Consider the following 26,145-nt stretch of genomic DNA (forward strand, 5'->3'; position numbering starts at 1 on the left):
CGCGGCGCGGCCCCCCGAGTCGATAGCCTGTAGTCCTTCACATCCGGGTTCGAGCAAGGAGTAGCCGTGTTGCTGCGCATGTCGTCGTTGTTTCTTCGCACCCTGCGGGACGACCCGGCAGACGCGGAAGTCCCGAGCCACAAGCTCCTGGTCCGCGCCGGCTACGTCCGCCGCGTCGCCCCCGGCATCTACTCCTGGCTGCCCCTGGGCATGCACGTGCTCAAGAACGTCGAGTCGGTCGTCCGCGACGAGATGAACAAGATGGGCGGGCAGGAAGTCCTCTTCCCCGCCCTGCTGCCCAGGGAGTACTACGAGGCCACCGGCCGCTGGACCGAGTACGGCGACACGCTCTTCCGTCTCAAGGACCGCAAGGGCGCCGACTACCTGCTCGGCCCCACCCACGAGGAGCTCTTCGCCGACATGGTGAAGGGCGAGTACGCCTCCTACAAGGACTACCCGGTCACGCTCTACCAGATCCAGACGAAGTACCGCGACGAGGCCCGCCCCCGCGCCGGCATCCTGCGCGGCAGGGAGTTCCTCATGAAGGACTCCTACAGCTTCGACCTCGACGACGACGGCCTCAAGCGCTCCTATGAGCAGCACCGCGAGGCCTACATCAAGCTGTTCGACCGGCTCGGCATCCGCTACAAGATCGTCTTCGCCACCTCCGGCGCCATGGGCGGCTCGGCCTCCGAGGAGTTCCTGGCCCCCACGCCCACCGGCGAGGACACCTTCGTCGCCTGCCACTCCTGCGGCTACGCCGCCAACGCCGAGGCCGTCACCACCCCCGCGCCCGCCGCGCGCCCGGTGGCGGAGGCCGGCGCCCAGCAGGTGCTCGACACCCCGGACACCCCCACGATCGAGACCCTCGTCGACCACGTCAACACGGTCCACGGCCTGTCGATCACCGCCGCCGACACCCTCAAGAACATCGTCGTCAAGATCACCACGCCCGGCTCCGACAAGGCCGAGACGCTCATCGTCGGCATCCCCGGCGACCGCGAGGTCGACTTCAAGCGCCTGGAGGCCGCGCTGGCCCCCGGCGAGCCGGCGATCTTCGAGGCCGAGGACTTCGCCAAGCACCCCGGCCTGGTCCGCGGCTACATCGGCCCGCAGGTCCTGAAGGACCTCGGCATCCGCTACCTGGTCGACCCCCGCGTCGTCACCGGCACCGCCTGGGTCACCGGCGCCAACGAGCCCGGCAAGCACGCCGTCAACGTCGTGGCCGGCCGCGACTTCACCCCCGACGGCACCATCGAGGCCGCCGAGGTACGCGCCGGCGACGCCTGCCCGCGCTGCGGCGGCGAGCTGTCGATCGACCGCGGCATCGAGATCGGCCACATCTTCCAGCTCGGCCGCAAGTACGCCGACGCCGCCGGCCTCGACGCCCTCGGCCCCGACGGCAAGCCCATCCGCATCACCATGGGCTCCTACGGCGTCGGCGTCTCCCGCGCCGTCGCCGTCATCGCCGAGCAGGCCCACGACCAGCTCGGCCTGGTCTGGCCGCGCGAGGTGGCCCCCGCCGACGTGCACATCGTCGGCACCGGCAAGGAGAACCAGATCGAGGTCGCCCTGCAGCTGGCCGAAGAACTGACCGCCAAGGGCCTGCGCGTCCTGGTCGACGACCGGGCGGGGGTGTCGCCGGGCGTCAAGTTCAAGGACGCCGAGCTGCTGGGCATGCCGACGATCCTGGTGATCGGCCGCGGCCTGTCCTCCGGTGTGGCGGAACTGCGCGACCGCGCCTCCGGCACCAAGGAGGAGATCCCCCTCGACGAGGCGGCCGCCCGCATCCTCGCCGCCTGCTCCTGACCGCCACGCCCCGGAACTCTCCTCACCCGGTCGCTCGTTATCAGGGCGTAACCGATCCCGAGGAGAGTTCCATGGGCTGGCACTACCGGAAGTCCATCAAGGTAGGCCCCTTCCGCATCAACCTTTCGCGCCACGGTGTCGGCCACAGCTTCGGCAACCGCCGCTTCCACATCCAGACGACCCCTGACGGGCGCCGCCACCTTTCCGTCCGCCTGCCCGGCGGGCTGCACGTGACCAAGACCCTGGGGCGCGGCCGTACCCGCCACTACCGCTACTGACCGAGGCGGATTCTCTGCCCTGTGTCAGCCTGGGCTGGTGGTGGGGGAGGGGGCCGGCTTCGGCGGGGCGGGCATGCCGGGGAACGCCGGCGTCGCGGGGCGGAAGCCGTAGGAGCGGGTCACCGACTCCTGCATGGCCAGGGCCGCGTACCGGCGCAGGGCCGCGTCCTCGCAGGCGGCCAGTTCCAGGTAGGTCGCGGTGATGCCCTGTTCCACGTGCACCGCCAGGCGGATCGCCTCCGTGGCGTTGCCGGGCGTCACGGGCAGCGCGTAGGAGGGCTCCGGCTCGGCCGGGCGGCCCCGGCGGGCGGTGATGAGGCCCCGTAGCTGGTCGCGGCGGGCCCGGTGGCCGTCGAACGCCGACGTCACCCTGGCCCGCAGCGCGCCGGTCGTCCTGGCTCCGATCAGGCCGTAGGCGTAGACCGCCGCGTGCTCGGCCGCCAGTGCCTTGCGGAGCCGTTCCAGATCGGTGGCGGCTCCCCGGCGCCGCTCGGCGCCGGACGCCTGTGCGGAGGCGGTCATAGGGACCTCGGCAGCGACAGGACGTGCAGGGCCTCGCAGGCGCCGATGCTGGCGATCAGCTGGGAGAGGGCGGGTGAGGCGTCGGCGAGCTGGCGCGGGCGCAGGGCGGCCGCCTTACGCTCCACGTCGCGCAGCCGCGTCAGGGAGACCTTCGGCGGAGGCGACGGCGGCGCGGTCGGCGGGTTGGTGGGAAGCTTGGCCGCGTCGGGGAAGCGGCGGCGCAGCTCGGCGAGGTGGGCCCGGTGGCGCTCGCGGAAGGGCGCCAGCTTCTCGCCGCCGGCGGTGATCAGCGTGGTGTAGAGGCCGATCGTGCGCTCCTTGTCGGCGATCAGCTCGCGCGCCAGGACGTGCTCGGGGTCCTCCGGCTTGGGGGTCGTGGCCTCCGGGGCGCCCGAGCCGCTGCACCCCGCCAGGGCCGCGGCACCGGCGAGACTCGCCCCGCCCGCGAGAACGGCACGGCGGGACAGTGGACGGCGCACGGGTGAGACCTCCGGGAAACAGGACGCAGACAGCATCGTACGGGCTCGCGCCCGCGATCGCTGCCACCGGCGGCTCGCCACCCGAGCGTGCCGAGTGGCGCTCTTTTCGGGCCCTGGTACGGATAGGGTGTCAACTGTCGTCGCTGGCAGTGCTGCCATGGACGCCGACAGCCGACGGCGAGGTACGCCCGGCTGGAAACATGACAATAGGGGAGGTCGATATGGGCAGCGCATCATCCCGCGACCACCTGATGAAGCTCCTGGAGCCCGTCGTCGCCGCGGAGGGTCTCGATCTGGAGGACGTCACGGTCACCACGGCCGGCAAGCGCCGGTTGCTGCGCGTGGTCGTCGACCGCGACGGCGGCGTGAGCCTGGACGACGTGGCGGAGGTGAGCCAGGCCGTCTCCACCGCCCTCGACGAGGACGATGCGATGGGCGGATCCGCCTACACGCTCGAAGTGTCCTCTCCAGGCGTCGACCGGCCGCTGACGGAGCCGCGCCACTGGCGCCGCGCGGCCAAGCGGCTGGTGAAGGCGGAGCTGCGCGACGGCTCCGTCCTGGAGGGCCGGGTGCTGACCGCCGACGACGCCGGCGTCGACCTCTCCGTCGACGGCGCTGAGCGCCGGCTCGACTATCAGGACCTCACCCGCGGACGGGTGCAGGTGGAATTCCGCCGTCTGGACGACGAAGACCCAGACGGCGAAGAAGGCTAAGGGGGAAGCCTCGTGGACATCGACATGAGCGTCCTGCGCAGCCTGGAGCGGGAGAAGGACATCTCCTTCGACCTGGTGGTCAAGGCGATCGAGGACGCGCTGCTGATCGCCTACTTCCGCACCGACGGCGCGGCCCAGAAGGCGCGGGCCGAACTCGACCGGCAGACCGGCCACGTCAGCATCTGGGCGGCCGAGCTCGACGAGGAGGGTGAGGTCGTCCGGGAGTTCGACGACACCCCGGGCAACTTCAGCCGCATCGCGGCGACGACCGCCAAGCAGGTGATCCTGCAGCAATTGCGCGACGCCGAGGACGAGATCAACTTCGGCGAGTTCGCCAGCCGGGAGGGCGAGCTGGTCTCCGGCGTCATCCAGCAGGGCAAGGATCCCCGCGTCGTGCTGGTCGACCTCGGCAAGATCGAGGCCGTGCTCCCGCACAACGAGCAGGTCCCGGGCGAGGACTACGTGCACGGCGAGCGCATCCGCGCCTACGTCGTGCAGGTGAAGAAGGGGCACAAGGGGCCGTCGGTCTCGCTGTCGCGTACGCACCCCGGGCTGGTGAAGAAGCTGTTCGCGCTGGAGGTGCCCGAGATCGCCGACGGCACGGTGGAGATCGCCGCCGTGGCCAGGGAGGCGGGGCACCGTACCAAGATCGCGGTGCGCTCGCGCAAGCCGGGCGTCAACGCCAAGGGCGCCTGCATCGGGCCGATGGGCTCGCGGGTGCGCAACGTGATGACCGAACTCCACGGCGAGAAGATCGACATCATCGACTGGTCGGAGGACCCCGCGGAGTTCGTGGGGAATGCCCTGTCGCCGGCCCGTGTTTCCAACGTCGAGGTTCTGGATCTCCAGGGGAGGGTCGCGCGCGTCATCGTGCCCGACTACCAGCTCTCACTGGCCATCGGCAAGGAAGGGCAGAACGCCCGGCTCGCCGCCCGCCTCACGGGATGGCGGATCGACATCCGCTCCGACGCACAGGCAGAGGATGCCGCCGGTTCCGTAGATGCGTCAACACGGTAAGCTGGAATATGGTGGCCTGGCAGCCCCGCAGAGAACATGTGTGGGCTGCAGGGTTCGCACGGCTAAGTCCGAGCTGCTCCGATTGGTGCTGGTTGAGGATCGCATAGTCCCCGACCTGCGAGGACGGCTTCCCGGCCGGGGTGCATCGCTGCATCCCGACCCGAGCTGTCTGGAGCTTGCCGAGCGTCGCCGAGCGTTTCCGCGCGCGTTTCGCGTGCCGGGGCCGCTTGACGTCTCGCGTGTGCGGGCGCACCTGGAAGAGGAGAACCACGAAATGTCATGTAGGACGCCGAGTTGATGGGCGGAGTCAGATTGCTATGAGCGCCTGATGAGCACGCGGCGATGAAGACGTCAAGGTAGCGACGGTCCGGACGGCACAGCCAGCCTCCCGGGCCAGTAAGGGAGTGCAGTGGCGAAGGTCCGGGTATACGAGCTCGCTAAGGAGTTCGGCGTCGAGAGCAAGGTCGTCATGGCCAAGCTCCAGGAGATGGGGGAGTTCGTCCGTTCGGCGTCCTCCACCATCGAGGCGCCGGTGGTCCGCAGGCTCACCGAAGCTCTGGGCGCATCGAAGGGTGGGTCCAGTAAGGGCGGCGGTTCGTCGTCCAACAAGCCGCAGCCGCCAAGGGCTGCTCCTCGGCCGGCTGACAGCCAAGCCGGCAACGGCGCCGAGTCGCCGATTCCATCCGCCCCGCGTCCGGGGCCCAAGCCTGGTCCGGCTCCCAAGCCGGGCCCGCGCCCCGGTCCGGTTCCGATGCCGCACCAGCCGCAGCCCGAAGCTCCGCGCTCCGAGGCTCCGCAGGCGCATTTCGACAGCGGCACCAGTGCCCCGAGCGCCCCGAGTGCTCCGAGCACCCCGAGCGGGCCCTCCGGTTCCGGCTCGCGGCCGGCTCCCGGCCCGCGCCCCGGTCCCGCCGCCCGTCCCGGGCCCGGCGGGCCGAAGCCCGGTCCCGCGTCCCGTCCCGGTGGATCCGGTGGCGAGCGCGGTGGCGAGCGTCCTTCCGGCGGTGACCGTCAGTCCGGCGGCGACCGTCAGTCCGGCCCGCGTCCCGGCGCCCAGTCCGGCGGTGGCCCGCGTCCGGGTCCCGGTGGCCCCAAGCCGGGTCCGCGCGGCCCGCGCCCCGGCAACAACCCGTTCTCGTCCAACGCCAGCGGCATGGGCCAGTCCCGTCCGCCGCGTCCCGGTGGCGACCGCCCCGGCCGCGACGGTGGCCAGGGTGGCCCGCGCGACCGTCGTGACGGTCCGCCGCGCGATGGCGCGGGTCCGCGTCCGCCGCAGGGCCGTCCCGGTCCCGCGGGCGCCGCGGGTCCGCGTCCCGGCCCGCCCGGTGCGGCCGGCCCGCGTCCGGGTCCCGGTGCCGGTGGCCCGCGTCCCGGTGGTCCGCGTCCCAACCCGATGATGATGCCGCAGGGTCGTCCCGCCGGTCCCGGTGGTGGCGGCGGTGGCGGCGGCGGTCGTCCCGGTGGCGGCGGCGGTCGTCCCGGTGGCGGTGGCGGCGGTGGCGGTCGTCCTGGTGGCGGCGGCGGTCGTCCCGGTGGCGGTGGCGGTTTCGCCGGTCGTCCCGGTGGTGGCGGCGGCGCCGGTCCGCGCACGGGCACCGGTGGTCCCGGTGGCGGTGGCGGCGGTTTCGCCGGTCGTCCCGGCGGCGGTGGCCGCGGTCGTGGTGGCGGCACCGCCGGCGCCTTCGGCCGTCCCGGTGGCCGTCCCACGCGTGGGCGCAAGTCCAAGCGGCAGAGGCGCCAGGAGTTCGACAACATGTCGGCGCCGGCGATCGGCGGCGTGCAGGTCGCTCGTGGCAACGGTGCGACGATCCGCCTTCCGCGCGGTGCGTCGCTGTCCGACTTCGCCGACCGCATCGGCGCGAACCCCGCCTCGCTCGTGCAGATCATGCTGCACCTGGGCGAGATGGTGACCGCGACGCAGTCGGTCAACGAGGACGCCCTGCAGCTTCTGGGCCAGGAACTGGACTACAACATCCAGGTCGTCAGCCCGGAGGAGGAGGATCGCGAGATCCTCGAGGCCTTCGACATCGAGTTCGGCGAGGACGAGGGCGACGAGGCCGACCTGGCCGCGCGTCCGCCGGTCGTGACCGTCATGGGTCACGTCGACCACGGTAAGACGAAGCTGCTCGACGCCATCCGCAAGACCAACATGGTGGCCCGCGAGGCCGGTGGCATCACCCAGCACATCGGTGCCTACCAGGTCGGGGCCACGCACGAGGGCGAAGACCGGAAGATCACCTTCATCGACACCCCGGGTCACGAGGCGTTCACCGCCATGCGTGCCCGTGGTGCCAAGGCCACCGACATCGCGGTGCTGGTGGTCGCGGCCGACGACGGTGTGAAGCCGCAGACCATCGAGGCGCTCAACCACGCCCAGGCGGCGGACGTGCCGATCGTGGTCGCGGTCAACAAGGTCGACAAGGAGGGTGCCGACCCCAACAAGGTCCGTGCCCAGCTCACCGAGTACGGCCTGGTGGCGGAGGAGTACGGCGGCTCGACGCTGTTCGTGGACATCTCCGCCAAGAACGGCACCGGGATCGACCAGCTCCTCGAGGCGATCATCCTGACCGCCGACGCCGAGCTCGACCTGCGCGCCAACCCGACGATGGACGCTCAGGGCATCGCGATCGAAGCGCACCTCGACAAGGGGCGCGGCCCGGTGGCGACCGTCCTGGTCCAGCGCGGCACGCTGCGCGTCGGCGACTCCATCGTCTGCGGCGAGGCCTTCGGCCGCGTCCGGGCGCTGCTCGACGACAACATGGAGCCGGTCGAAGAGGCCGACCCGTCGCGTCCGGTCCTGGTCATGGGTCTGACGGCCGTGCCGAGCGCCGGTGACAACTTCATCGTGGTCACCGACGACCGGATGGCTCGCCAGATCGCCCAGCAGCGGGCCGCGCGCAAGCGCAGCGCCGACATGGCCAAGTCCTCGCGCCGCCGTACCCTCGAAGAGCTCTTCAGTGACCTTGAGAAGGGTCGCGTCGACGAGCTCAAGCTCATCATCAAGGGTGACGTGTCCGGTTCGGTGGAGGCCCTGGAAGACGCCCTGCTCAAGATCGACGTTGGCGACGAGGTCAGGCTCCGTGTCCTGCACCGCGCCGTCGGCGCCATCACCGAGTACGACGTCAACCTGGCCGTGGCCGACGACAACGCGGTCATCATCGGCTTCAACGTCCGGCCTGAGCCCCGGGCGCGCGACCTCGCCGAGCGCGAGGGCGTCGACATCCGCTACTACTCGGTCATCTACCAGGCGATCGAGGAGATCGAAGCGGCGCTCAAGGGCATGCTCAAGCCCGAGTTCGAAGAGGTGCAGATGGGCACCGCCGAAGTCCGCGAGGTCTTCAAGGTGCCGAAGATCGGCAACGTCGCCGGTTCGCTGGTCCGTTCGGGCGTCATCGTCCGCAACAGCAAGGCCAGGATCATCCGCGACGGTGTCGTGGTCGCCGACAACCTCACGGTGTCGTCGCTGCGCCGCTTCAAGGACGACGCGACCGAGGTCCGCGAGGGCTTCGAGTGCGGTATCGGTGTCGGCTACAACGACATCAAGCTCGACGACGTCATCGAGACGTTCGAGATGCGGGAGAAGCCGCGCGCGTAACACGCGGCCGGGCGCCCGGCGGACCATCCGCCGGGCGCCTCTCGCGCGCCCGGCGGGCTTTTCCACCGCAGCGGAGCCGGACGCGCGTTCTGAACTCGAGCGAAGCGGTGGTTGCCAACGATGTATGTGGGTGCTCTGACCCTGGACATCCTGCTCGGCGACGTGCGTTCGCTGAAGCAGAAGCGATCTGTCGTGCGGCCCCTGGTCGCCGAGGTTCTGCGGCGCTACCCCAGTGCCGCCGCGGCCGAGACCGGCCACCTCGACCTGCACCGGCGCGCGGAGATCGGCATCGCCGTCGTCTCCGCCTCCGCTGGCAACTGCAAAGAGGTGCTGGACGCCTGCGAACGGCTGGTGGCCTACCGCCCTGAGATCGAGCTGCTGTCCGCCCGGCAGCGGATCTACAACGACGAAGAGTAAGACAAAGGGGGACTGACATGGTCGACGCCGCACGAGCGCGTAAGCTCGCCGACCGCATCCAGCAGATCGTCGCCGAGATGCTGGAGCGGCGGATCAAGGACCCACGCCTCGGCTTCGTGACCGTGACCGACACGCGGATCACCGCCGACCTGCGCGAGGCCACGGTCTTCTACACGGTCTTCGGCTCCGAGGCCGAGCGGGCCGACAGCGCCGCCGCGCTGGAGAGCGCCAAGGGCATCATCCGCTCGGAGGTCGGCAAGCAGACCGGCGTGCGCTTCACGCCGACGCTGACGTTCAAGCACGACCCGCTGCCCGACAGCGCCCGTCAGCTCGACGACCTGATCAACGCCGCCCGTGCCAAGGACCAGGAACTGGCCCGCCAGGCCGAGAACGCCGCCTACGCCGGCGAACCCGACCCCTACAAGAAGCCCGACGCGGAGGACGAGGAAGAGGACGAGCCCTCTGGCCGCGCAGGGCACCCGACGACATGACGCCCGACGTGCGTGACAGGACGGACCGCCCGGGGGCCCCGCCCCCGGCTCCTCCTCCCGATGACGGTACGGCGGAGCGTCCCGGTCACCAGGCCGTGGGGGAGACGGCCTGGACCCGGGTGCTCACGCTCATCGAGCAGGCCGACGAGGTGGCTCTGGCCTGCCACGTCTCGCCCGACGGGGACGCGCTCGGCTCGATGCTGGCCGTCGGCGCCGTGCTGCGTTCGCTGGGCAAGAAGGTCGTGGCCTCCTTCGGCGACCGGCGGTTCTCGGTGCCGAGGCTGCTGCGCTTCCTGCCCGGCCAGGACCTGCTGGTGCCGCCCGCCGCCTTTCCCGCCGAGCCCGAGCTGATGATCACGTTCGACTCGTCCACGCTCGACCGGCTGGGGCTGCTGTCCGCCAACGCCGGCAAGGCGCGCGAGGTCGTGGTGATCGACCATCATCCGTCCAACACCGGGTTCGGCACGGTCAGCCTCATCGACCCCGACGTGGCGGCGACCGCCGTACTGGCCGAGCAGCTCATCTACCGGCTCGGCGGCACGCTCGACCGCGACGTCGCGACGTGCCTGTACGCCGGGCTGGTGACCGACACCGGCTCCTTCCGCCACTCCTCGACCACCCCCGCGGCGCACGAGATGGCGGCCAGGCTCGTGGCGACCGGGCTGCGGACCGACGAGATCGCGCGGGAGCTGTGGGACCGCTCGCCGTTCGGCTATCTCAAGGTGCTCGCGGCCGCCCTCGATCGGGTCACGCTGGAGGACGGGCTGGTCTGGACGTCGGTCACCCACCTCGACCGGGCCTCGTACGGGCTGCCGTACGAGGAGGTGGAGGCCATCATCGACGTGATCAGGCGCACCGACGAGGCCGAGGTCGCGGTCGTTCTCAAGGAGGACGACCTGGGGGCCTGGCAGGTGTCGACGCGCTCGAAGGGCGCGGTGGACGTGGCGGCGATCTGCACGGCGCTGGGCGGCGGCGGCCACCGCAGCGCGGCCGGCTTCACCTCCCACGACAGCGTCGAGACGACCATGAACAGGATCCGGGCACTACTTCCGAGGAAGGCTTGATGGCCGAGAGCGGCTTGATCATCGTGGACAAGCCGGCCGAGTGGACCTCGCACGACGTCGTCGGCAAGCTGCGCCGGATCGCCGGCACCCGGCGAGTCGGCCACGCGGGCACACTGGACCCGATGGCGACGGGCGTGCTGGTGATCGGCGTGGAGAAGGCGACCCGGCTGCTGGGGCACCTGGCGCTGACCGAGAAGGTGTACGAGGCGACGATCCGGCTGGGCGCCACGACCAACACCGACGACGCCGAGGGCGAGGTGCTGACCACGGCGTCGGCCGCCGGAGTGGCCCAGGAGGCGGTGCTGGCCGGGGTCGCGGCGCTGAGCGGGCCGATCATGCAGGTGCCGCCGCAGGTCAGCGCGATCAAGGTGAACGGCGAGCGGGCCTACAAGCGGGCACGGGCCGGTGAGGACGTGGAGCTGAAGGCGCGGCCGGTGACGGTGCACGCGTTCGAGGTGACCGGGGTGCGGTACTCGGGTGACGTCGTGGACGTCGACGCCACGGTGCGGTGCTCGTCCGGGACCTACATCCGCTCGCTGGCCCGGGATCTGGGCGCCGGGCTCGGGGTGGGCGGGCATCTCACCTATCTGCGGCGTACCCGGGTGGGGCCTTACGACCTGTCTCTCGCGCGGACCGTCGAGCAGTTGGCCGAGTCGTGTGTGGTGCTGCCGATCGGGGAGGCTGTTTCGGCCGCCTTTCCCCGGATGGACGTGACGGCCGAGCAGGCTCGGGTGATCTCGCATGGGGGGCGGGTGGCCTCCGTGGGGTTGGGCGCCGGGCCCATCGGGGTGTTCGGGCCGGAGGGGGAACTGCTGGCGCTCGTGGAAGAGCAGGGCAACAGCGCCAAACCCTTGGCCGTCTTCGCCTGACGCCCACCCAACCACCACTCCAACCGCTCGGCCCAACCGCTCAGCGCGACCACCACCCCAACCGCTCACCCCAACCGCTCACCCCAACCGCTCACCCCAACCGCTCACCCCAACCGCTCAGCCCAACCGGTCGCCATCCGGCGGCCGGCCTCATCGCGGCTCAGCGGCCTTCACCGTTGAGCTGGCGACCACGGCACCGGCTTCACGCCGTCAGGTCCTAGCGCCGACGTAACCGGCCAACCGGGCACCCTGCCGCTTGTCGGCGGGCTGCGCCGCCTACCTGGTGGCCTTACCACCGGCTTCCAGGGCAGGAAGCTGCTCGGGCGAGGCAGAGCCGGGGCAGGTGGGTGCCGGGTATGCCCGGCCCTGGGCAAGCCGATGAGGCACGCTCCTCGTGGGGCCGTGGGGCCGTGGGGCCGTGGGGCCGTGGGGCCGTGGGGCCGTGGGGCCGTGGGGCCGTGGGGCCGTGGGGCCGTGGGGCCGTGGGGCGGTTCGGGGAGGGGTGGCCCAGGTTAGGCGGGCTTTTTGGCGACCAGGATGTCGCGGACGATGGCCTGGTCGACCCAGTGTTCGAAGTCGGGAAATTTCTGGACTTCCAGGCCGCTGGCGTCCAGGATCGCGGCCAGGTCGTCGCGGGTTCCGCCGTAGGTGTTCCAGGAGATGCCCATCGCGCCCCCGGGCTTCAGCAGTTCGGCCCAGACCGGCACCGCCTTGCGGATCAGCTCCAGCGGGCTCCTGGACAACGCGCCGCCACCGCTGCGGCTGCCGTGCTGCACGCCGTACGGCGCGTCTGTGGCGATGACGTCGAACGTGCGCGGCTTGAAGAAGTCGCGCCCGCGCAGTGTGTCGGCGCCGACCACGCCCACCCGCTGCGTGTCGCCGCTTTTGAACGCCTCCTTGGTCGCCGCGAACGAGACGTTGAACCGGCGCCCGATCAGCGCGCGTTCGCGCCGCACCGGGACCGTCTCGGCGGTGTGCTTGAGCCGCCGGTCACGCAGCCACTTCTTCAGGAACCCTGAGTACGCCTCGAAGTCCTTGGTGTCCAGGTCCATGCCGTAGGCGTCGTAGCCGTACATGAGCGCCTGGTTGAGCGTGGTGCCGCGCCCGCACATCGGGTCGAACACCGACAGATGCCCGTCGAGCGCGAAGTCGGAGGCGAGCACGGTCACGTTCAGCAGGAGCTTGGTGAAGTGCTCGTTGGTCTTGCCCGCGTACTTCTGAATGGTGATCAGGTCGCTGCTCAGCCGGTCGAGCGGGGTCACGGTCAGCGGGCGCAGCAGGTCGCCCTCCATGCCGAACAGCGCGTAGGCCGACGACAGGTTCGACAGCAGCGCCACGTCGCCCCCGGACAGGGGCGCGGCGGTCTCGAAGCAGATGTACGGCACGCCGCCGACGACCGCCTCCTCCACCCCCGACACCTCGCCCTCCAGCGCCCGGAGTCCGAAGACCTCCAGCTCGGAGCGGGTCAGACGGACGGAGGCCTCACCGTAGACCCGGTTGAAGGCAGGCAGGATCAGCAGTGCGTATCGAGGCATGGTGCGACCGATGTTACCCCTCGATTGCCGGTAGTCCCGGCGGGCATGGCAGGCTTGTCGCTGTCCGAAGTCGTCACGGAGTCACGGGATACGAATGGGGCCGGGCGTGCAGCGTTCTGGAGGGTCCGTCGTCACGATCGGCGTGTTCGACGGCGTGCACCGCGGGCACCGGCGGGTGGTTTCACGGGCCGTCGAGGTCGCCGGGGAGCGCGGCCTGCGTTCGGTCGCCCTGACCTTCGAGCCGCACCCCGCGGAGGTGGTCAGGCCGGGCTCGCATCCGCCCCGGCTGACGAGCGCGCGTCGTCGCGCCGAACTGCTGACCGAGCTGGGCGTCGACGCGGTGGAGACGCTGGAGTTCACGCTGGACGTCTCGCGGCTGACCCCGGCCGACTTCGCCGAGCAGGTGCTGGCCGACCGGCTGCGGGCGGCGAGCGTCGTGGTGGGGGCGAACTTCGCGTTCGGCCACAAGGCGGCCGGTGATGTGGAGACGCTCCGGGCGCTCGGCGAGAAGTACGATTTTTCGGTAGAAGTCGTGCCGCTGGTGGAAGGCGTCAGCTCGACCGCGATCAGGGAACTGCTGGCCGGCGGCGACGCCGCCACCGCCGCCCACGAGCTCGGGCGGCCCCACCGGGTGGAGGGCGTGGTGGTGCGCGGGTACCAGCGCGGGCGCCAGCTCGGCTTCCCCACCGCCAACGTGGAGACCCCGCCGCACACCGCCATCCCGGCCGACGGCGTGTACGCGGGCTGGCTGCAGTGCGTGGCCGTGGGGAACCTGCCCGCGCTGTACGAGGGCTGCCGCTGGCCCGCCGCCATCTCGGTGGGCACCAATCCGACCTTCGAGGGCGTGCCGCGCACCGTCGAGGCGTACGCGCTGGACCGCGACGACCTTGAGCTCTACGGCGCGCACGTCGCGGTCGACTTCGCGGCCAGGCTGCGCGGCAACACCAAGTTCGACTCCATCGAGGCGCTGGTCGCCCAGATCCACGCCGACGTGGACGAAGCCCGCAGGCTCACGGCCTGACCTTGGCATGTGAGATCACGCGGAGTACGCACACCGTCAACTGGTGGTAGCCTGTGTTGTCGGCTCTGTATCGGCGGCGCCTTGCGCTGCCTTGAGAGGCCTTCGCTGCGGCGACTGTAGGCACGCACGGTCGTTCGCATCATTCGAACCATTCACCGCGTGTCCGTAGATTGAAGGAGAGCCGTGTCCCTCGACACCGCTGCCAAGAAGGCAATCATCGCCGAGTACGCGACCATTGAGGGCGACACCGGGTCGCCCGAGGTGCAGATCGCGCTGCTCAGCAAGCGCATCAGCGAGCTCACCGAGCACCTGAAGACGCACAAGCACGACCACCACAGCCGTCGTGGCCTGCTTCTGCTCGTCGGTCGCCGGCGCCGCCTGCTGAAGTACCTGCAGAACACCGACATCCAGCGCTACCGTTCGCTCATCGAGCGGCTCGGCCTGCGTCGATAGAATGGTGAGGGAGCGGCCGAGCGGCCGCTCCCTTCTCATATCGGCCCCGGCGCGTCGCGCCGAGCCGGACAACTGAACATCAGAGACACTGAGAGCCCCCGCGTCCGTCAAGCACCATGCGACCCGCGACGCCTGCGGGCCGGTCCTCGGTAGTGGCTTCCGGTCAAGAACCGGGCGCTTCGATCGAAGACCGGCGCTGCACCTAACGAGGGTGCCGGTGAAAAAGAGGGCGCGGGAGACCGACCGACCAAGGAGGTCCCCCGTGGAGGGTGTCCACACCGCTGAAGCCGTCATAGACAACGGCGCATTCGGCACGCGCACGATCCGGTTCGAGACCGGCCGCCTCGCGCGTCAGGCGGCGGGTTCCGCCGTCGCTTATCTCGACAACGACACGATGGTCCTGTCCGCGACCACCGCGTCGAAGAATCCCAAGGACAATCTCGACTTCTTCCCGCTGACGGTGGACGTCGAGGAGCGCATGTACGCCGCGGGCCGCATCCCCGGCTCGTTCTTCCGGCGTGAGGGCCGTCCCTCCGAGGACGCCATCCTCACCTGCCGCCTGATCGACCGGCCGCTGCGCCCGTCGTTCGTCAAGGGCCTGCGCAACGAGATCCAGGTCGTCGCGACCATCCTGGCGCTCAACCCCGAGCACCTGTACGACGTGGTCGCCATCAACGCCGCCTCGCTGTCCACCCAGCTGGCCGGGCTGCCCTTCTCCGGTCCGATCGGCGGCGTGCGCGTCGCGCTGATCGACGGCCAGTGGGTCGGCTTCCCGACGCACCACGAGCTGGAGCGGGCCACGTTCGACATGGTCGTCGCGGGCCGCGTGCTCGACGACGGCGACGTCGCGATCATGATGGTCGAGGCCGAGTCCACCAAGGACACGCTGAAGCTGGTCGCCGAAGGCGCCGTCGGGCCCAACGAGGAGACCATCGCGCAGGGCCTGGACGCCTCCAAGCCGTTCATCAAGGTTCTCTGCGAGGCGCAGAACAAGATCGCCAAGGTTGCCGCCAAGGCGACCGCGGAGTATCCCGTCTTCCTCGACTACCAGGAGGACGCCTACACCGCCGTCGAGGGCGCCATCAAGAGCGAGCTGGCCTCCGCGCTCACCATCGCCGGCAAGCAGGAGCGCGAGCTCGAGCTCGACCGGGTCAAGGGCATCATGGTCGAGAAGCTCGCCGAGGCCTTCGAGGGCCGCGAGAAGGAGCTGTCGGCCGCCTACCGCTCGCTCATGAAGAAGCTCATGCGCGAGCGCGTCGTCAAGGACGGCATCCGCATCGACGGCCGCGGCACCAAGGACATCCGCGCGCTGTCGGCCGAGGTCCACGTGATCCCGCGGGTGCACGGCTCGGCGCTGTTCGAGCGCGGCGAGACCCAGATCATGGGCATCACCACGCTGAACATGCTGCGCATGGAGCAGGTCATCGACACGCTCAACCCCGAGCGGACCAAGCGCTACATGCACAACTACAACTTCCCGCCCTACTCCACCGGTGAGACCGGCCGCGTGGGCTCGCCCAAACGCCGCGAGATCGGCCACGGCGCGCTCGCCGAGCGGGCGCTCATCCCGGTCCTGCCGGCCCGCGAGGAGTTCCCCTACGCGATCCGCCAGGTCTCCGAGGCGCTGGGCTCCAACGGCTCCACCTCGATGGGTTCGGTCTGCGCCTCCACGATGTCGCTGCTCGACGCCGGTGTGCCGCTGCGCGAGATGGTCGCGGGCATCGCGATGGGCCTCATCGGCGAGGGTGACACCTACGTCACGCTGACCGACATCCTCGGCGCGGAAGACGCCATGGGCGACATGGACTTCAAGGTCGCCGGCACCAAGGACGTCATCACCGCCCTGCAGCTCGACACCAAGCTCGACGGCATCCCCGCCTCCGTGCTGGCCGCCGCGCTCAAGCAGGCCAAGGGCGCCCGCCTGGCCATCCTCGACGTGATGCAGGAGGCGATCGACTCCCCGGCGGAGATGAACGCCACCGCGCCGCGCATCATCACGATCAAGGTCCCCGTAGACAAGATCGGCGAGGTCATCGGCCCGAAGGGCAAGATGATCAACCAGATCCAGGACGACACGGGCGCCGAGATCACCATCGAGGACGACGGCACGATCTACATCGGCGCCACCGACGGGCCCTCGGCCGAGGCCGCCCGTTCGGCGATCAACGCGATCGCCAACCCGCACATGCCCGAGGTGGGCGAGCGTTACCTGGGCACGGTCGTCAAGATCGCCGCCTTCGGCGCGTTCATCTCGCTCATGCCGGGCAAGGACGGCCTCCTGCACGTCTCGCAGATCCGCAAGCTCCACGGGGGCAAGCGCATCGAGAACGTCGAGGACGTCATGAGCGTCGGGGAGAAGATCCAGGTCGAGATCGCCGAGATCGACGGCCGGGGCAAGCTGTCCCTGGTCCCGGTCGAGGTCATCGAGAAGGAGGCCGCGGAGAAGGCCGAGGGCGGCGGCGGCTCCGACGACGCGGCTCCCGCCGAGTCGGCCGGCGACTCCGACGAGCGGCCCCGGGAGGACAAGCCCCGCCGTACCCGCACCAGGACCCGCACCGCCGCCCCTCGCAATGGTGAGGACGACAGAAACTCGTGACCGAGCGAAGCGAGGGCACCATTAGACACGGCACGCGCGTCACGGGGCCGACGAAGGAGGACCCGTGACGACGACCACGCTGCATCCCGGTAAGGACGGTGCCGGGGTAGTCCAGCGCACCGTCCTCCCCGGTGGGCTGCGCGTGGTGACCGAGACCATGCCGACCGTGCGTTCCGTCGCGGTCGGCATGTGGGTCGGCATCGGCTCGCGTGACGAGGCCCCCGAGCACACCGGGGCGACCCACTTCCTTGAGCACCTGCTGTTCAAGGGCACGCCCACCCGCGACGCCATGGAGATCTCGGCGTCCATCGAGGGCATCGGCGGGGAGATCAACGCCTTCACCGCCAAGGAGTACACGTGCTACTACGCGCGGGTGCTCGACGAAGACCTGCCGCTCGCGGTCGACGTGCTCTCCGACGTGGTGACCAGTTCGCTGATCACCGCCGACGACGTCGAGTCCGAGCGCGGGGTCATCCTCGAAGAGATCGCCATGCACGACGACGACCCGTCGGACGTGGTGCACGAGCAGTTCTCCTCCGCCCTGTACGGCGACTCGCCGATCGGCCGCCCGATCCTGGGCACGGTCGATTCGATCAACGCCCTGGGCCGGGAGCGCATCCTCGAGTACTACCAGCGCTACTACCGCCCCATGCGCACCGTCGTCTCGGTGGCGGGCAACGTCCGGCACGAGCACGTCGTGGAGCTGGTGGCCCGCGCCTACGAACGGGCCGGAGCCCTCGGCGGCTCGCTGGAGTGCGCACCGCCGCGCACCAGCGGCCCCGGCGCGGCGACCCGCTCCGAGGTACGCGTGATCGATCGTCCGACCGAGCAGGCCAACCTGGTCCTCGGCACGACGGGCATGTCGCGCACCGACGACCGCCGCTTCGCCCTGGGCGTGCTCAACGCCGCGCTGGGCGGCGGCATGTCGTCGCGCCTGTTCCAGGAGATCAGGGAGAAGCGCGGGCTGGCCTACTCGGCGTACTCCTACACCTCGGCGTACGCCGACACCGGCCAGTTCGGGATCTACGTGGGCTGCCTGCCCTCGAAGATCGACGACGTGCTCCAGATCTGCCGCGACGAGGTGGCCCGCGTGATCGACGAGGGCCTGACCGCCGAGGAGATCATCAGGGGCAAGGGCCAGATGCGCGGCGGCCTGGTCCTCGGCCTGGAGGACACGGGCTCCCGGATGTCCAGGATCGGCAAGAACGAACTGGTCTACGACGAGCTCATGTCCGTGGACGAGGTGCTGACGCGAATCGACGCGGTGACCCCGGAGGAGATCTCCTCGGTGGCCGCCGACGTCCTGAAGCGCCCCCTGACGCTGGCGGTCATCGGCCCGTACGGCGACAAGGACTTCGCCCGAGCCATCGCCTGACCATCCGCCGAAGCCCCGCACGGCCCTCTCCGGGCAGTGCGGGGCTTCGCCGTTCCCGGCCTGTGCGGCACGCGGCCGGAGCACTACGACAGCGGGCGGTGGAGTTCGGCGCCTGGGACGAGGCACGGTGGCTGGTCAAGGTGGGCCGTTGCGGCGGGGACCATGTGCGACGTGAGAAGCGATCCCCACGATCGGCGGAGACCCACGGCGGCGGGTGGCGGTGGCCGGCTTGCCGTAACAGATAGCTGGATAGGGTGAGAGGCGTGATCAGAGTAGGGGTATTGGGCGCGCGCGGGCGCGTGGGCGTCGAGGTGTGCAAGGCCGTCGAGGCGGCCAACGACATGGAGCTCGTCGCCGCCGTCGACCAGGGCGATGACATCGAAGGGCTGGCCGGGGCCGAGGTGGTGGTGGACTTCACCCACCCGGACGTGGTCATGGGCAACCTCGAATGGTGCATCTCCCACGGCGTGCATCCGGTGGTGGGAACGACCGGGTTCGACGAGGACCGGCTCGCCACGGTCAGGGGCTGGCTGGAGCGCTTCCCGGGCACCAACTGCCTGATCGCGCCGAACTTCGGCATCGCGGCGGTGCTGATGATGCACTTCGCCCAGCAGGCCGCCCGCTACTTCGAGTCGGTCGAGATCGTCGAGCTGCACCACCCGAACAAGGCCGACGCGCCGTCGGGCACCGCGCGCCGTACTGCCGAGCTGGTCTCGCAGGCGCGGGCCAAGGCGGGCCTGCCCGGCATGCCCGACGCGACCAGCACCTCGCTGGACGGCGCGCGCGGCGCCGACGTGGGCGGCGTGCACGTCCACTCGGTACGCCTGGCCGGCCTGATCGCCCACCAGGAGGTCTTGCTGGGCGGCGACGGTGAGATCCTCACGATCCGCCACGACACGATGAACCGCGCCGCCTTCACCCCGGGCGTCCTGCTGGGCGTCCGCCGGGTCCGCGAACTACCCGGCCTGACCGTCGGCCTGGAGCCCCTGCTCGACCTCTGAGCTCGACCTCTGTGCTCCATCGCTGTGCTCAAGGAGAGGCACACGGCGCGCCCGCGTTGGGGCGGGCGCGCCGTGTGGAGGGGGTTCCCAGCTCCGCACAAGCCGGGTACACGATCATCACATTAAACGCATGCGACACACCGTCGTGGAACATGAGACCGTGTCGGCATGGTGCGATGGGCCGAATCCGGGGAACTTTCCCGGCTGATCGAGGTGGAGCGGGCCGCCGACGGGTTGTTCCTGCAGGTGGGGATCGAGTTTCCGCCGGGGACGACGATGGTCGAGGAGGTCGCCGACGTCTCCACCGTGCTGGTGGAGGGCGAGCCGGCGGCGGGGTTCGCGATGTTCGGGTGGGTTGACGGGAACGTGCATCTCGACCAGCTCGCGGTGCATCCCGGTCAGATGCGGCAGGGGATCGGCGGGCGGCTGGTGCGGGCGGTGCTCGATCACGCGCGGGCGGCGGGCGCGCCGGCGGTGACGTTGACGACGTTCCGCGACGTGCCGTGGAACGCGCCCTGGTACGAGCGGCACGGGTTCGCGGTCCTGCCCGAGCGGGAGTGGGGGCCGGAGGCGCGCAAGGTCGTGGAGCACGAGCGGGAGCTGGGGATCGAGGTCGCGCCCCGGGTGGTGATGCGCGCCGACCTGGGCCGATAGCCTGGGCGGGTGAGCCGCTTGCGAGATGATGTGTGGCAGGTCGTCGGCGGGGTCTATGACCAGATCCTCGCCCATCCGTTCCTGGCCGGGCTGACGGACGGGTCGCTGCCGCGTGAGGCGTTCCGGCACTACGTCGTGCAAGAGGCGCATTTCCTGCCGGACTACGCGCGGGCCCAGGCGGCCTGCGCGGCGCGTTCGCCGGAGCCGTCCTCGGTGCAGAGCTTCGCGCGGGACGCGGCGATGACGGTCGAGGTCGAGCACAGCCTGGTGGTGGAGCTGCTGGCGGCGTTCGGTCTTGACGAGGCCGACGCGCGCAAGCTGCCCGCCGCGCCCACCACCGTCGGCTACGCCTCCTACCTGGTCAGGAGCTGCTCGCTCGGCACCTTCCCAGAGGCGCTCGGCGCGATCGTGCCCTGCTACTGGATCTACGCCAGGGTCGGCGAGGCACTGCTCCGGCGCTCGTCGCCCGATCCGCTCTACGCCTGGTGGATCGAGACCTACGGCGCCGAGTCCTACCAGGAGACCGTCGCGGGCGCGCTTGACCTGCTCGACGGCCTGGTCCTGAGCGCCGACGACCGCGAGCGGCTCCTCGACCGGGCGCTGACGACGGCCCGGTTCGAGTGGATGTACTGGGAGGCCGCCTGGCGCCGGGAGGGCTGGCCATGCGGCTGAGGGAGCTGGTTCGGGCCCGTCACCTCCACCTCAAGGTGCTGACCGGGCATGACCAGCTCGACCGGCAGGTACGCGGCGTGTCCACCACGGATCTGACCGAGCCGGGCAGGTTCGTGAAGCCGGGGGAGCTGGTGCTGACCGAGCTGACCTGGCACACCGGCGCCGAGTCATCCCGGCATTTCGTGAAAGCTCTGGGTGAGGTGGCGGCGCTCGTCTCCGGCACCGCACTCAAGGGCGTCCCGCTCGACCTCGTCGACGCCTGCGCCGAGGCCGGGCTGCCGCTGCTCACGCTCCCCGTCGAGGTGCCGTTCAGCCACGTCACCGAGCACGTCCTGCGCGCGCTGATCGCCGAGCTCGGCTCCCCACCCCGTCAGCGGTACGGCTCCCGCCGCCGCCTGGCCAGCACGCTGGTCGACGGCGGCAGCCTGACCAAGGTCGTCACCGCGGTAGCCGGGGAGCTCGACGTGCCGTGCTGGGTGATGTCGCCGACCGGCCGGGTCATCGTCGGTTCGCAGCCTCTGGCCGATGAGCAACGGGCGCGGCTGGCCCACACCTTCCTGACCGCGCGCCACCTGCCGGGGATGGTGGGCGGGCTGTCGGTCTTCCCGATCAGCAAGGGCGCTCCGCACCGGATCGCCAACTGGTTCCTGGCCTATGCCGGGGAGCAGGCGCAGGGGGAGAACGAGGACCTCGTCGTGGAGCTGGCCGCGCTGGTGGCGCTGGAGCGCTCCCGGCTGGAGGCGGCTCAGCGGATCGAGCGGCGCGTGTTCGACCAGCTCCTGGAACTGCTGGAGTCGGGGGACGCCGCCCTGCCCGGTGTGGTCTCCCGCCTGCACACGTTGCACGTGGAGACCGAGCACGGGCTGCTGGTGGTGGCGTTGTCGGCGCCGGGGGACGCGGGCGTGGCCGTACTGGATGAGCTGTTGCGGCCGCTGGCGCCCGGGATCGTGACCGCCACGCCCGGAGCCGCGGACGGTGAGGCGATCGCGCTCGTCCCGCTGGCGGGCAACAGCGCGCGGGAGCTGACCGAGCACGTGATGGCCGGCGCGCGCGGGCTGGAGGCGGGGCTGAGCGGCGAGGGGCGGATCGCGCTCGGCGTCAGCAGCGTCACGACCGGGCCCGCCGCGCTGAGTGGGCTGATCGAGGAGGCCCGGCACGCGCGTTCGCTGGCCGCGCTCAGCGGCGAGCGGATCAGCGTGATCACCGGCGACGACGTCAGTTCCCACCGCACGCTGCTGGCGGCGATTCCGGCGGAGCTGCGGAAGTCCTTCAGGACCCGGCTGCTGGGCGCGCTGGAGGCCTACGACGCGGCGCACCAGACCGATCTGCTGGAGACGTTGCAGGCGTTCCTTGAGGAGTCGGGCAACTGGACCTCGACCTCGGAACGCCTGCACGTCCACGTCAACACGCTGCGCTACCGGCTCAAGCGCATCGAGGAGCTGACCGGCCGCTCGCTCAACTCCTGGGACCAGCGGGTGGACTTCATGCTGGCCGTGCGCATGCGTTAGGGCGCGTAGACGTCCACTTCGGCGATGTAGGCGTCCTTGACGTGGCGGGGGAGCCAGGTGATCTCGAAGGCGTTGCGCTGCAACTGCTTGAGGTCCTCGTCGGGGAAGTTGAGCACTTCGAGATTCTCGGCCACGTAGCCCAGGAAGTAGGCCGGATCGTCGGAGTTGATCGTGACCCGCACGCCCAGGTCGAGCAGCTTGCGGATGCCCTCGATCTTCATGGAGTCGGTGACGTAGCCGTTGGAGATCGGGCAGGAGGTCATGCCGATGCCCTTGTCCAAGACCTCCGCGACCAGCTTCGGGTCCTCCAGGATGTTGACGCCGTGGTCGATCCGGTTGACGCCGATGTCCTGGATCGCCTGGCGGATGTGCTCGACGGAGTTCTGCTGGTCCACGTCGCAGTGCATGGTGAGCAGGTAGCCCTCCTGGCGGGCGCGCTCGTACACGGCGGCGAACTTGGCCGGCGGGTTGCCCTTCTCGTCGGAGTCCAGGCCGACGCCGACGATCCACTCCTTGTAGGGCAGCGACTCCAGCAGCGTCGCCATCGCGTACTCGGCCTGGAAGTCGCGCAGGAAGCACATGATGAGCTGCGCCCGCACGTCGAGCTGGGCCTCGGCGTCGATGAGCGCCCGGCGCAGGCCCCGGATCACCACGTCGAACGGCACGCCGCGCGAGGTGTGCGCCTGCGGGTCGAAGAAGATCTCCGCGTAGCGCACGTTCTGCGAGGCGGCCTTGCGCAGGTAGGCCATGGCCAGGTCGTAGAAGTCGGGCTCGGTGCGCAGCACACCCATACCCTCGTAGTAGATCTTGAGGAACGAGGGCAGGTCGTCGAAGTCGTAGGCCGCGCGCATCTCCTCGACGCCCGCGTACGGCAGCGCGATCCCGTTGCGCCGGGCCAGCTCGAACTTGAGCTCCGGCTCCAGCGTCCCCTCGATGTGCAGATGTAGCTCGCACTTGGGCAGCCCGGCGATGAACGCGTTCACTGAATGACCTCCACGACCTCGAGGTTGACGCAATCCACCAGGCCGAGGTCGGTCACGGCGTAGTCGGGGATCGCGGTGATGGACAGGAAGAACAGGTACATCAGCGGTGAGGGCAGGGCGCAGCCCAGCTCGCGGGCCAGGTCGTCCAGGCGTTGCTCGGCCACGGCCATCTCGGCGGCGGGCAGGTCGGAGACGATGCCGGCGATGGGGAGCGGGAGCCGTTCGCGCACCTCGCCGTCGACCACGATCACCTGGCCGCCGCCCATCTCGGCCACGGCGTTGACGGCCAGGGCCATGTCCGCGCGGGAGGCGCCGACGCAGATGATGTTGTTGTCGTCCGGGGCGGCGCTGGTGGCGATGGCGCCTTCGCGGATGCCCATGCCGCTGACCACGGCCACCGGCATGTTGCCGGTCTTGCCGTAGCGCTCCACGACGGTGACGAGCAGGGCGTCCTTCTCGACGCTCGGCTCCACGATGCCGTTGAGCACGGGGAGTGTGACGTCGCGGCGCTTGCGGACGAAGACCTGCTCGGTGAAGCCGATGGCCAGGACGTCCACTGCCGCCTGCTCGCTGCGCAGGGCGAAGTCGTCGGCCGTGACCGTCCTGACCGGAAATTTCGTGACCTGGCCGCGAGCGGGCGGGACGGTCGGGCTGATCAGCCGCCCGTCGCGGGCCACCAGCCTGCCCGCGGCGACGACGTCGCGGACGCGGAAGTCCTCCAGCGAGTCCACGATCAGCACGTCGGCGAAACGGCCGGGGGCGATGCTGCCCACCTTGTCGTCGATGCGGTACATCTCGGCGCAGTTGACCGTGGCCATCTGGATCGCGGTGACCGGGTCCACTCCGGCCTTCACGGCCATGCGTACCAGCTTGTCCATGTGCCCGCCGGCCAGGACGTCGGCGGCGTGCACGTCGTCGGTGCAGAAGGCCACCCTGCGGGCGCCGACCTTGCTCACGACCTGAATGTTCTCCTGCAGGAAGTGGGCCACGGAGGATTCACGCACAATGGCGTAGATACCCTGGCGCAGCTTCTCCAGCATCTCCCCGTGGGAGTACGACTCGTGGTCGAGGCGGATGCCGGCGGCGGCCAGGCCCGCGATGCGGCGGGCGTCCGACATCGGGGCGCAGCCGAAGACCGGCAGCCGGTGCTTCTCGGCCAGCTCAAGCGCTTGCATCACCGCGGGGTCGCCGTGCTCGACCATCTCCTGGACGGTCTCCCACACGCCCACGCACTCGGGCCAGGTGTGGGCCACGCGGTGCTCGTCGGGGCCGAAGGTGAAGCCGACGTTGCTCTGGGGCACGGTGTACGGGGCTTTCGCGGGGGCGCCCCACCAGATCCGCATCCCGGTCTTCTTCGACTCATCCAGAAATTTCCGGACTCCGGGCAGGCCCTCGACGACGAGCACCTGGTCGAGGCCCGACACGACGCTCGTCGTGCCCAGCGGTACGACCAGGTCGGCGAAGCTGGTGACCGACAACTTGGAGCACTCGATGTGCAGGTGCCCGTCGATCAGGCCGGGCACCAGGTACCCGCCCGCGGCGTCGATCACCCGGGTCTCCGGACCGCGCTGGAGGGCGGGCCCGACGGCGGCGATCCGGTCCTGAGATATCCCGACCTCTGCGGGGTAGATTTCGCCCGTCAGGACGTTGACCAGCGTGCCGTTGGTGATGATCGTGTCAGCCGGCCGCCTGCCGTACGCCACGTCGAGCAGTGTCATCGAACCCCCTCAAGAACAGGAACGGAAACGGGCCGGCGATCCAGCACGGCATAAGCCGCCCCGGCCACCAGGAACCCGGCGAAGATGCTGAAGTCGGTGCCGCCGGTGGCCTGGGAGATCCAGCCGACGAACGCGGTGGAGTTGATCCAGAGGGCAGCGGCCACCATGCCCGCGACCTGGGCGATGATCGCCGCCCAGCGGACCTGGCCGGGTGCGCTCTCGTCGAACAGGGCACGCGCGTCGTAGCGGCCCTTCCTGCGCAGCCAGTCGGTGACGTACACACCGGCCCACGGCGCCAGCCAGATGATCAGCAGGCCGAGGAAGGTGTTGAGCATCGTGTTGAAGTTCTCCGACGTCACCGCCACGTACGTGATGATCACGCACAGGATGAGGTCGGCCACCACAGCCACCCACCGTTTCACCTTGATGCCGGCGGCCTGCAGGTTCAACCCCGAGGAGTACAGGTCGGTGGTGTTGACCGCGAACAGCGAGACGATCGCCAGCAGCAGGTACGGCACGACGAACCAGGACGGCAGCGCCCCGGGCAGCCCGGAGATCGGGTCGGCCGCGTCCTTGACCACGGTGGCGACGGCCGCGCCGAGGGTCATCAGGAGCACGTACGGCACGAAGCCGCCGAGGAAGGCGTACCCGAAGACGGCCTTCTTGGAGGAGTCGGCGGGGAGGTAGCGCGAGTAGTCGCCGCCCAGCGGTCCCCAGGACAGGCCGCCGGCCGACATGATCAGCGCGACGGCGACCGTGAACGTGGTGAAGTCCGCGCCGGCGCCGCCCGCCGCCACGTCGACCTTGGGGCCGACCAGGATCGCCATGAGCCCGAAGAGGACGACGAAGACCCAGGTGAAGTACTTCTGGGCCTTCATCACCGCGGCGTGCCCGATGAGCGGCAGCACGAGCTGAATGAGGGCGGCGACCAGGATGACGGCGACCTTCAGCCCGAGGCCCTCGGTGGCCACCCCGGCCTGGCCGAGCAGCGACAGGGCGGCGAAGGTGATCAGGACCATGCCGCCGGCCTCGAAGCCGACCATGTTGAGCCAGCCGAAGAAGCTCAGCAGCCGGGCGCCCTTCGGCCCGTAGGCGGCGCGGGAGACGGCCATGGTGGAGGTGCCGGTGGCCGGGCCCTGGAGGCTGGTCAGGCCGACGAGGGGGAAGGCCAGCAGGTTGCCGACGACGATGGCGGCCACAGCCTGCCAGAAGTTGAGGCCGAAGGCGGCCACGATGGTGGTGCCGTAGACGAGGGTGAAGATGCCCATCGTCGTCCCGGTCCAGAGGAAGAGAAGGTCACGCGGGCGGCCATACCTCTCCCCGGCCGGGACCAGCTCGATCCCGCGTTGTTCCATCGGGTCCTCCCAGGTCGGTG

Annotated in this window: 24 protein-coding genes; 18 read left to right on the plus strand and 6 right to left on the minus strand. The window is 70.3% G+C overall.

The annotated features are described in order from the left end of the window. Positions 1 to 66: 66 nt before the first annotated feature. Both ACIBHY_RS45210 and ACIBHY_RS45215 read left to right on the plus strand, forming a co-directional pair. On the plus strand, positions 67 to 1,809 hold the full coding sequence (locus ACIBHY_RS45210; protein ID WP_397248239.1) for a proline--tRNA ligase: 1,743 nt from the start codon (positions 67 to 69) through the stop codon (positions 1,807 to 1,809). A gap of 71 nt (positions 1,810 to 1,880) precedes the next feature. Beyond that, positions 1,881 to 2,087, plus strand: coding sequence for a DUF4236 domain-containing protein (locus ACIBHY_RS45215; protein ID WP_184967012.1), 207 nt, complete (start codon positions 1,881 to 1,883; stop codon positions 2,085 to 2,087). A gap of 24 nt (positions 2,088 to 2,111) precedes the next feature. Here the strand turns inward: ACIBHY_RS45215 and ACIBHY_RS45220 are convergent, their stop codons facing one another. Both ACIBHY_RS45220 and ACIBHY_RS45225 read right to left on the minus strand, forming a co-directional pair. Further along, on the minus strand, positions 2,112 to 2,609 hold the full coding sequence (locus tag ACIBHY_RS45220) for a ferritin-like domain-containing protein (RefSeq protein ID WP_397309951.1): 498 nt from the start codon (positions 2,607 to 2,609) through the stop codon (positions 2,112 to 2,114). Further along, entirely contained in the window at positions 2,606 to 3,088 is a 483-nt protein-coding gene (locus ACIBHY_RS45225; protein ID WP_397248243.1) for a hypothetical protein, read from the minus strand. The genes ACIBHY_RS45220 and ACIBHY_RS45225 overlap by 4 nt, the downstream gene beginning before the upstream one ends. 221 nt (positions 3,089 to 3,309) lie before the next feature. Between ACIBHY_RS45225 and rimP the strand changes: the two genes are divergently transcribed. From rimP to truB, 8 genes are all read left to right on the plus strand, one after another. Beyond that, a complete protein-coding gene (rimP, locus tag ACIBHY_RS45230) occupies positions 3,310 to 3,801 on the plus strand; it encodes a ribosome maturation factor RimP (protein ID WP_397248245.1) in 492 nt (163 codons plus the stop codon). A 12-nt stretch (positions 3,802 to 3,813) separates the two neighbouring features. After that, entirely contained in the window at positions 3,814 to 4,818 is a 1,005-nt protein-coding gene (nusA, locus tag ACIBHY_RS45235; protein ID WP_379618089.1) for a transcription termination factor NusA, read from the plus strand. Then, on the plus strand, positions 4,802 to 5,116 hold the full coding sequence (locus ACIBHY_RS45240; RefSeq protein ID WP_397248247.1) for a YlxR family protein: 315 nt from the start codon (positions 4,802 to 4,804) through the stop codon (positions 5,114 to 5,116). The genes nusA and ACIBHY_RS45240 overlap by 17 nt, the downstream gene beginning before the upstream one ends. A gap of 111 nt (positions 5,117 to 5,227) precedes the next feature. After that, positions 5,228 to 8,413, plus strand: coding sequence for a translation initiation factor IF-2 (infB, locus tag ACIBHY_RS45245; protein ID WP_397248249.1), 3,186 nt, complete (start codon positions 5,228 to 5,230; stop codon positions 8,411 to 8,413). Positions 8,414 to 8,533: 120 nt separating this feature from the next. Further along, the gene (locus ACIBHY_RS45250) at positions 8,534 to 8,830 is read left to right on the plus strand and encodes a DUF503 domain-containing protein (RefSeq protein WP_379618095.1); all 297 of its coding nucleotides are present in this window, start codon (positions 8,534 to 8,536) and stop codon (positions 8,828 to 8,830) included. Between the two features lie 17 nt (positions 8,831 to 8,847). Next, on the plus strand, positions 8,848 to 9,321 hold the full coding sequence (rbfA, locus tag ACIBHY_RS45255) for a 30S ribosome-binding factor RbfA (RefSeq protein WP_379618097.1): 474 nt from the start codon (positions 8,848 to 8,850) through the stop codon (positions 9,319 to 9,321). Positions 9,322 to 9,329: 8 nt separating this feature from the next. Next, positions 9,330 to 10,385, plus strand: coding sequence for a bifunctional oligoribonuclease/PAP phosphatase NrnA (locus ACIBHY_RS45260; protein WP_397248251.1), 1,056 nt, complete (start codon positions 9,330 to 9,332; stop codon positions 10,383 to 10,385). Then, a complete protein-coding gene (truB, locus tag ACIBHY_RS45265; protein WP_397248253.1) occupies positions 10,385 to 11,254 on the plus strand; it encodes a tRNA pseudouridine(55) synthase TruB in 870 nt (289 codons plus the stop codon). The genes ACIBHY_RS45260 and truB overlap by 1 nt, the downstream gene beginning before the upstream one ends. Before the next feature lie 512 nt (positions 11,255 to 11,766). On the opposite strand, the gene ACIBHY_RS45270 is transcribed toward truB, so the two are convergent. Continuing rightward, positions 11,767 to 12,789 carry a TRM11 family SAM-dependent methyltransferase gene (locus ACIBHY_RS45270; protein WP_397309952.1) on the minus strand — a complete coding sequence of 341 codons (1,023 nt, stop codon included), beginning with the start codon at positions 12,787 to 12,789 and terminating at the stop codon, positions 11,767 to 11,769. A 94-nt stretch (positions 12,790 to 12,883) separates the two neighbouring features. Between ACIBHY_RS45270 and ACIBHY_RS45275 the strand changes: the two genes are divergently transcribed. The 8 genes from ACIBHY_RS45275 (at position 12,884) to ACIBHY_RS45310 (ending at position 22,069) form a co-directional block, all read left to right on the plus strand. Continuing rightward, positions 12,884 to 13,810, plus strand: a complete 927-nt coding sequence (locus ACIBHY_RS45275; protein ID WP_397309953.1) for a bifunctional riboflavin kinase/FAD synthetase — start codon at positions 12,884 to 12,886, stop codon at positions 13,808 to 13,810. A 183-nt stretch (positions 13,811 to 13,993) separates the two neighbouring features. Further along, positions 13,994 to 14,263, plus strand: coding sequence for a 30S ribosomal protein S15 (gene rpsO, locus ACIBHY_RS45280; protein WP_184966993.1), 270 nt, complete (start codon positions 13,994 to 13,996; stop codon positions 14,261 to 14,263). A gap of 262 nt (positions 14,264 to 14,525) precedes the next feature. After that, positions 14,526 to 16,859 (plus strand): polyribonucleotide nucleotidyltransferase, encoded by a 2,334-nt coding sequence (locus tag ACIBHY_RS45285; protein WP_397248258.1) that lies wholly within the window; start codon positions 14,526 to 14,528, stop codon positions 16,857 to 16,859. A 64-nt stretch (positions 16,860 to 16,923) separates the two neighbouring features. Further along, the gene (locus tag ACIBHY_RS45290) at positions 16,924 to 18,234 is read left to right on the plus strand and encodes a M16 family metallopeptidase (RefSeq protein ID WP_397309954.1); all 1,311 of its coding nucleotides are present in this window, start codon (positions 16,924 to 16,926) and stop codon (positions 18,232 to 18,234) included. 263 nt (positions 18,235 to 18,497) lie between these two features. Beyond that, positions 18,498 to 19,235 (plus strand): 4-hydroxy-tetrahydrodipicolinate reductase, encoded by a 738-nt coding sequence (dapB, locus tag ACIBHY_RS45295; protein ID WP_397248262.1) that lies wholly within the window; start codon positions 18,498 to 18,500, stop codon positions 19,233 to 19,235. A 168-nt stretch (positions 19,236 to 19,403) separates the two neighbouring features. Further along, positions 19,404 to 19,889 carry a GNAT family N-acetyltransferase gene (locus ACIBHY_RS45300; protein ID WP_397248264.1) on the plus strand — a complete coding sequence of 162 codons (486 nt, stop codon included), beginning with the start codon at positions 19,404 to 19,406 and terminating at the stop codon, positions 19,887 to 19,889. A 9-nt stretch (positions 19,890 to 19,898) separates the two neighbouring features. Further along, positions 19,899 to 20,561, plus strand: coding sequence for a TenA family protein (locus tag ACIBHY_RS45305; RefSeq protein ID WP_397309955.1), 663 nt, complete (start codon positions 19,899 to 19,901; stop codon positions 20,559 to 20,561). Beyond that, positions 20,552 to 22,069 carry a PucR family transcriptional regulator gene (locus tag ACIBHY_RS45310; protein WP_397309956.1) on the plus strand — a complete coding sequence of 506 codons (1,518 nt, stop codon included), beginning with the start codon at positions 20,552 to 20,554 and terminating at the stop codon, positions 22,067 to 22,069. The genes ACIBHY_RS45305 and ACIBHY_RS45310 overlap by 10 nt, the downstream gene beginning before the upstream one ends. Here ACIBHY_RS45310 and add read toward each other — a convergent pair. The 3 genes from add to ACIBHY_RS45325 are packed head-to-tail and all read right to left on the minus strand — an operon-like array spanning position 22,066 to position 26,125. Then, positions 22,066 to 23,052, minus strand: coding sequence for an adenosine deaminase (add, locus tag ACIBHY_RS45315; protein WP_379635667.1), 987 nt, complete (start codon positions 23,050 to 23,052; stop codon positions 22,066 to 22,068). The genes ACIBHY_RS45310 and add overlap by 4 nt on opposite strands. Continuing rightward, positions 23,049 to 24,770, minus strand: a complete 1,722-nt coding sequence (locus tag ACIBHY_RS45320) for an adenine deaminase (protein ID WP_397309957.1) — start codon at positions 24,768 to 24,770, stop codon at positions 23,049 to 23,051. Before ACIBHY_RS45320 ends, add begins: the two co-directional genes overlap by 4 nt. Next, entirely contained in the window at positions 24,767 to 26,125 is a 1,359-nt protein-coding gene (locus ACIBHY_RS45325) for a purine-cytosine permease family protein (RefSeq protein ID WP_397248272.1), read from the minus strand. The genes ACIBHY_RS45320 and ACIBHY_RS45325 overlap by 4 nt, the downstream gene beginning before the upstream one ends. Between the last annotated feature and the right edge of the window lie 20 nt (positions 26,126 to 26,145).

Origin of the sequence: Nonomuraea sp. NPDC050547 (genome assembly GCF_044457345.1) — a bacterium.
Classification (GTDB): domain Bacteria; phylum Actinomycetota; class Actinomycetes; order Streptosporangiales; family Streptosporangiaceae; genus Nonomuraea.

Bases quoted from the DNA above. Each gene is read 5' to 3' on its own strand.
- ACIBHY_RS45215 (WP_184967012.1), top strand. From the start codon at position 1,881: ATGGGCTGGCACTACCGGAAGTCCATCAAGGTAGGCCCCTTCCGCATC.
- ACIBHY_RS45220 (WP_397309951.1), bottom strand. From the start codon at position 2,609: ATGACCGCCTCCGCACAGGCGTCCGGCGCCGAGCGGCGCCGGGGAGCC.
- rimP (WP_397248245.1), top strand. From the start codon at position 3,310: ATGGGCAGCGCATCATCCCGCGACCACCTGATGAAGCTCCTGGAGCCC.
- ACIBHY_RS45240 (WP_397248247.1), top strand. From the start codon at position 4,802: ATGCGTCAACACGGTAAGCTGGAATATGGTGGCCTGGCAGCCCCGCAG.
- ACIBHY_RS45250 (WP_379618095.1), top strand. From the start codon at position 8,534: ATGTATGTGGGTGCTCTGACCCTGGACATCCTGCTCGGCGACGTGCGT.
- rbfA (WP_379618097.1), top strand. From the start codon at position 8,848: ATGGTCGACGCCGCACGAGCGCGTAAGCTCGCCGACCGCATCCAGCAG.
- truB (WP_397248253.1), top strand. From the start codon at position 10,385: ATGGCCGAGAGCGGCTTGATCATCGTGGACAAGCCGGCCGAGTGGACC.
- ACIBHY_RS45270 (WP_397309952.1), bottom strand. From the start codon at position 12,789: ATGCCTCGATACGCACTGCTGATCCTGCCTGCCTTCAACCGGGTCTAC.
- ACIBHY_RS45275 (WP_397309953.1), top strand. From the start codon at position 12,884: ATGGGGCCGGGCGTGCAGCGTTCTGGAGGGTCCGTCGTCACGATCGGC.
- ACIBHY_RS45300 (WP_397248264.1), top strand. From the start codon at position 19,404: ATGGTGCGATGGGCCGAATCCGGGGAACTTTCCCGGCTGATCGAGGTG.
- ACIBHY_RS45310 (WP_397309956.1), top strand. From the start codon at position 20,552: ATGCGGCTGAGGGAGCTGGTTCGGGCCCGTCACCTCCACCTCAAGGTG.
- ACIBHY_RS45320 (WP_397309957.1), bottom strand. From the start codon at position 24,770: ATGACACTGCTCGACGTGGCGTACGGCAGGCGGCCGGCTGACACGATC.
- ACIBHY_RS45325 (WP_397248272.1), bottom strand. From the start codon at position 26,125: ATGGAACAACGCGGGATCGAGCTGGTCCCGGCCGGGGAGAGGTATGGC.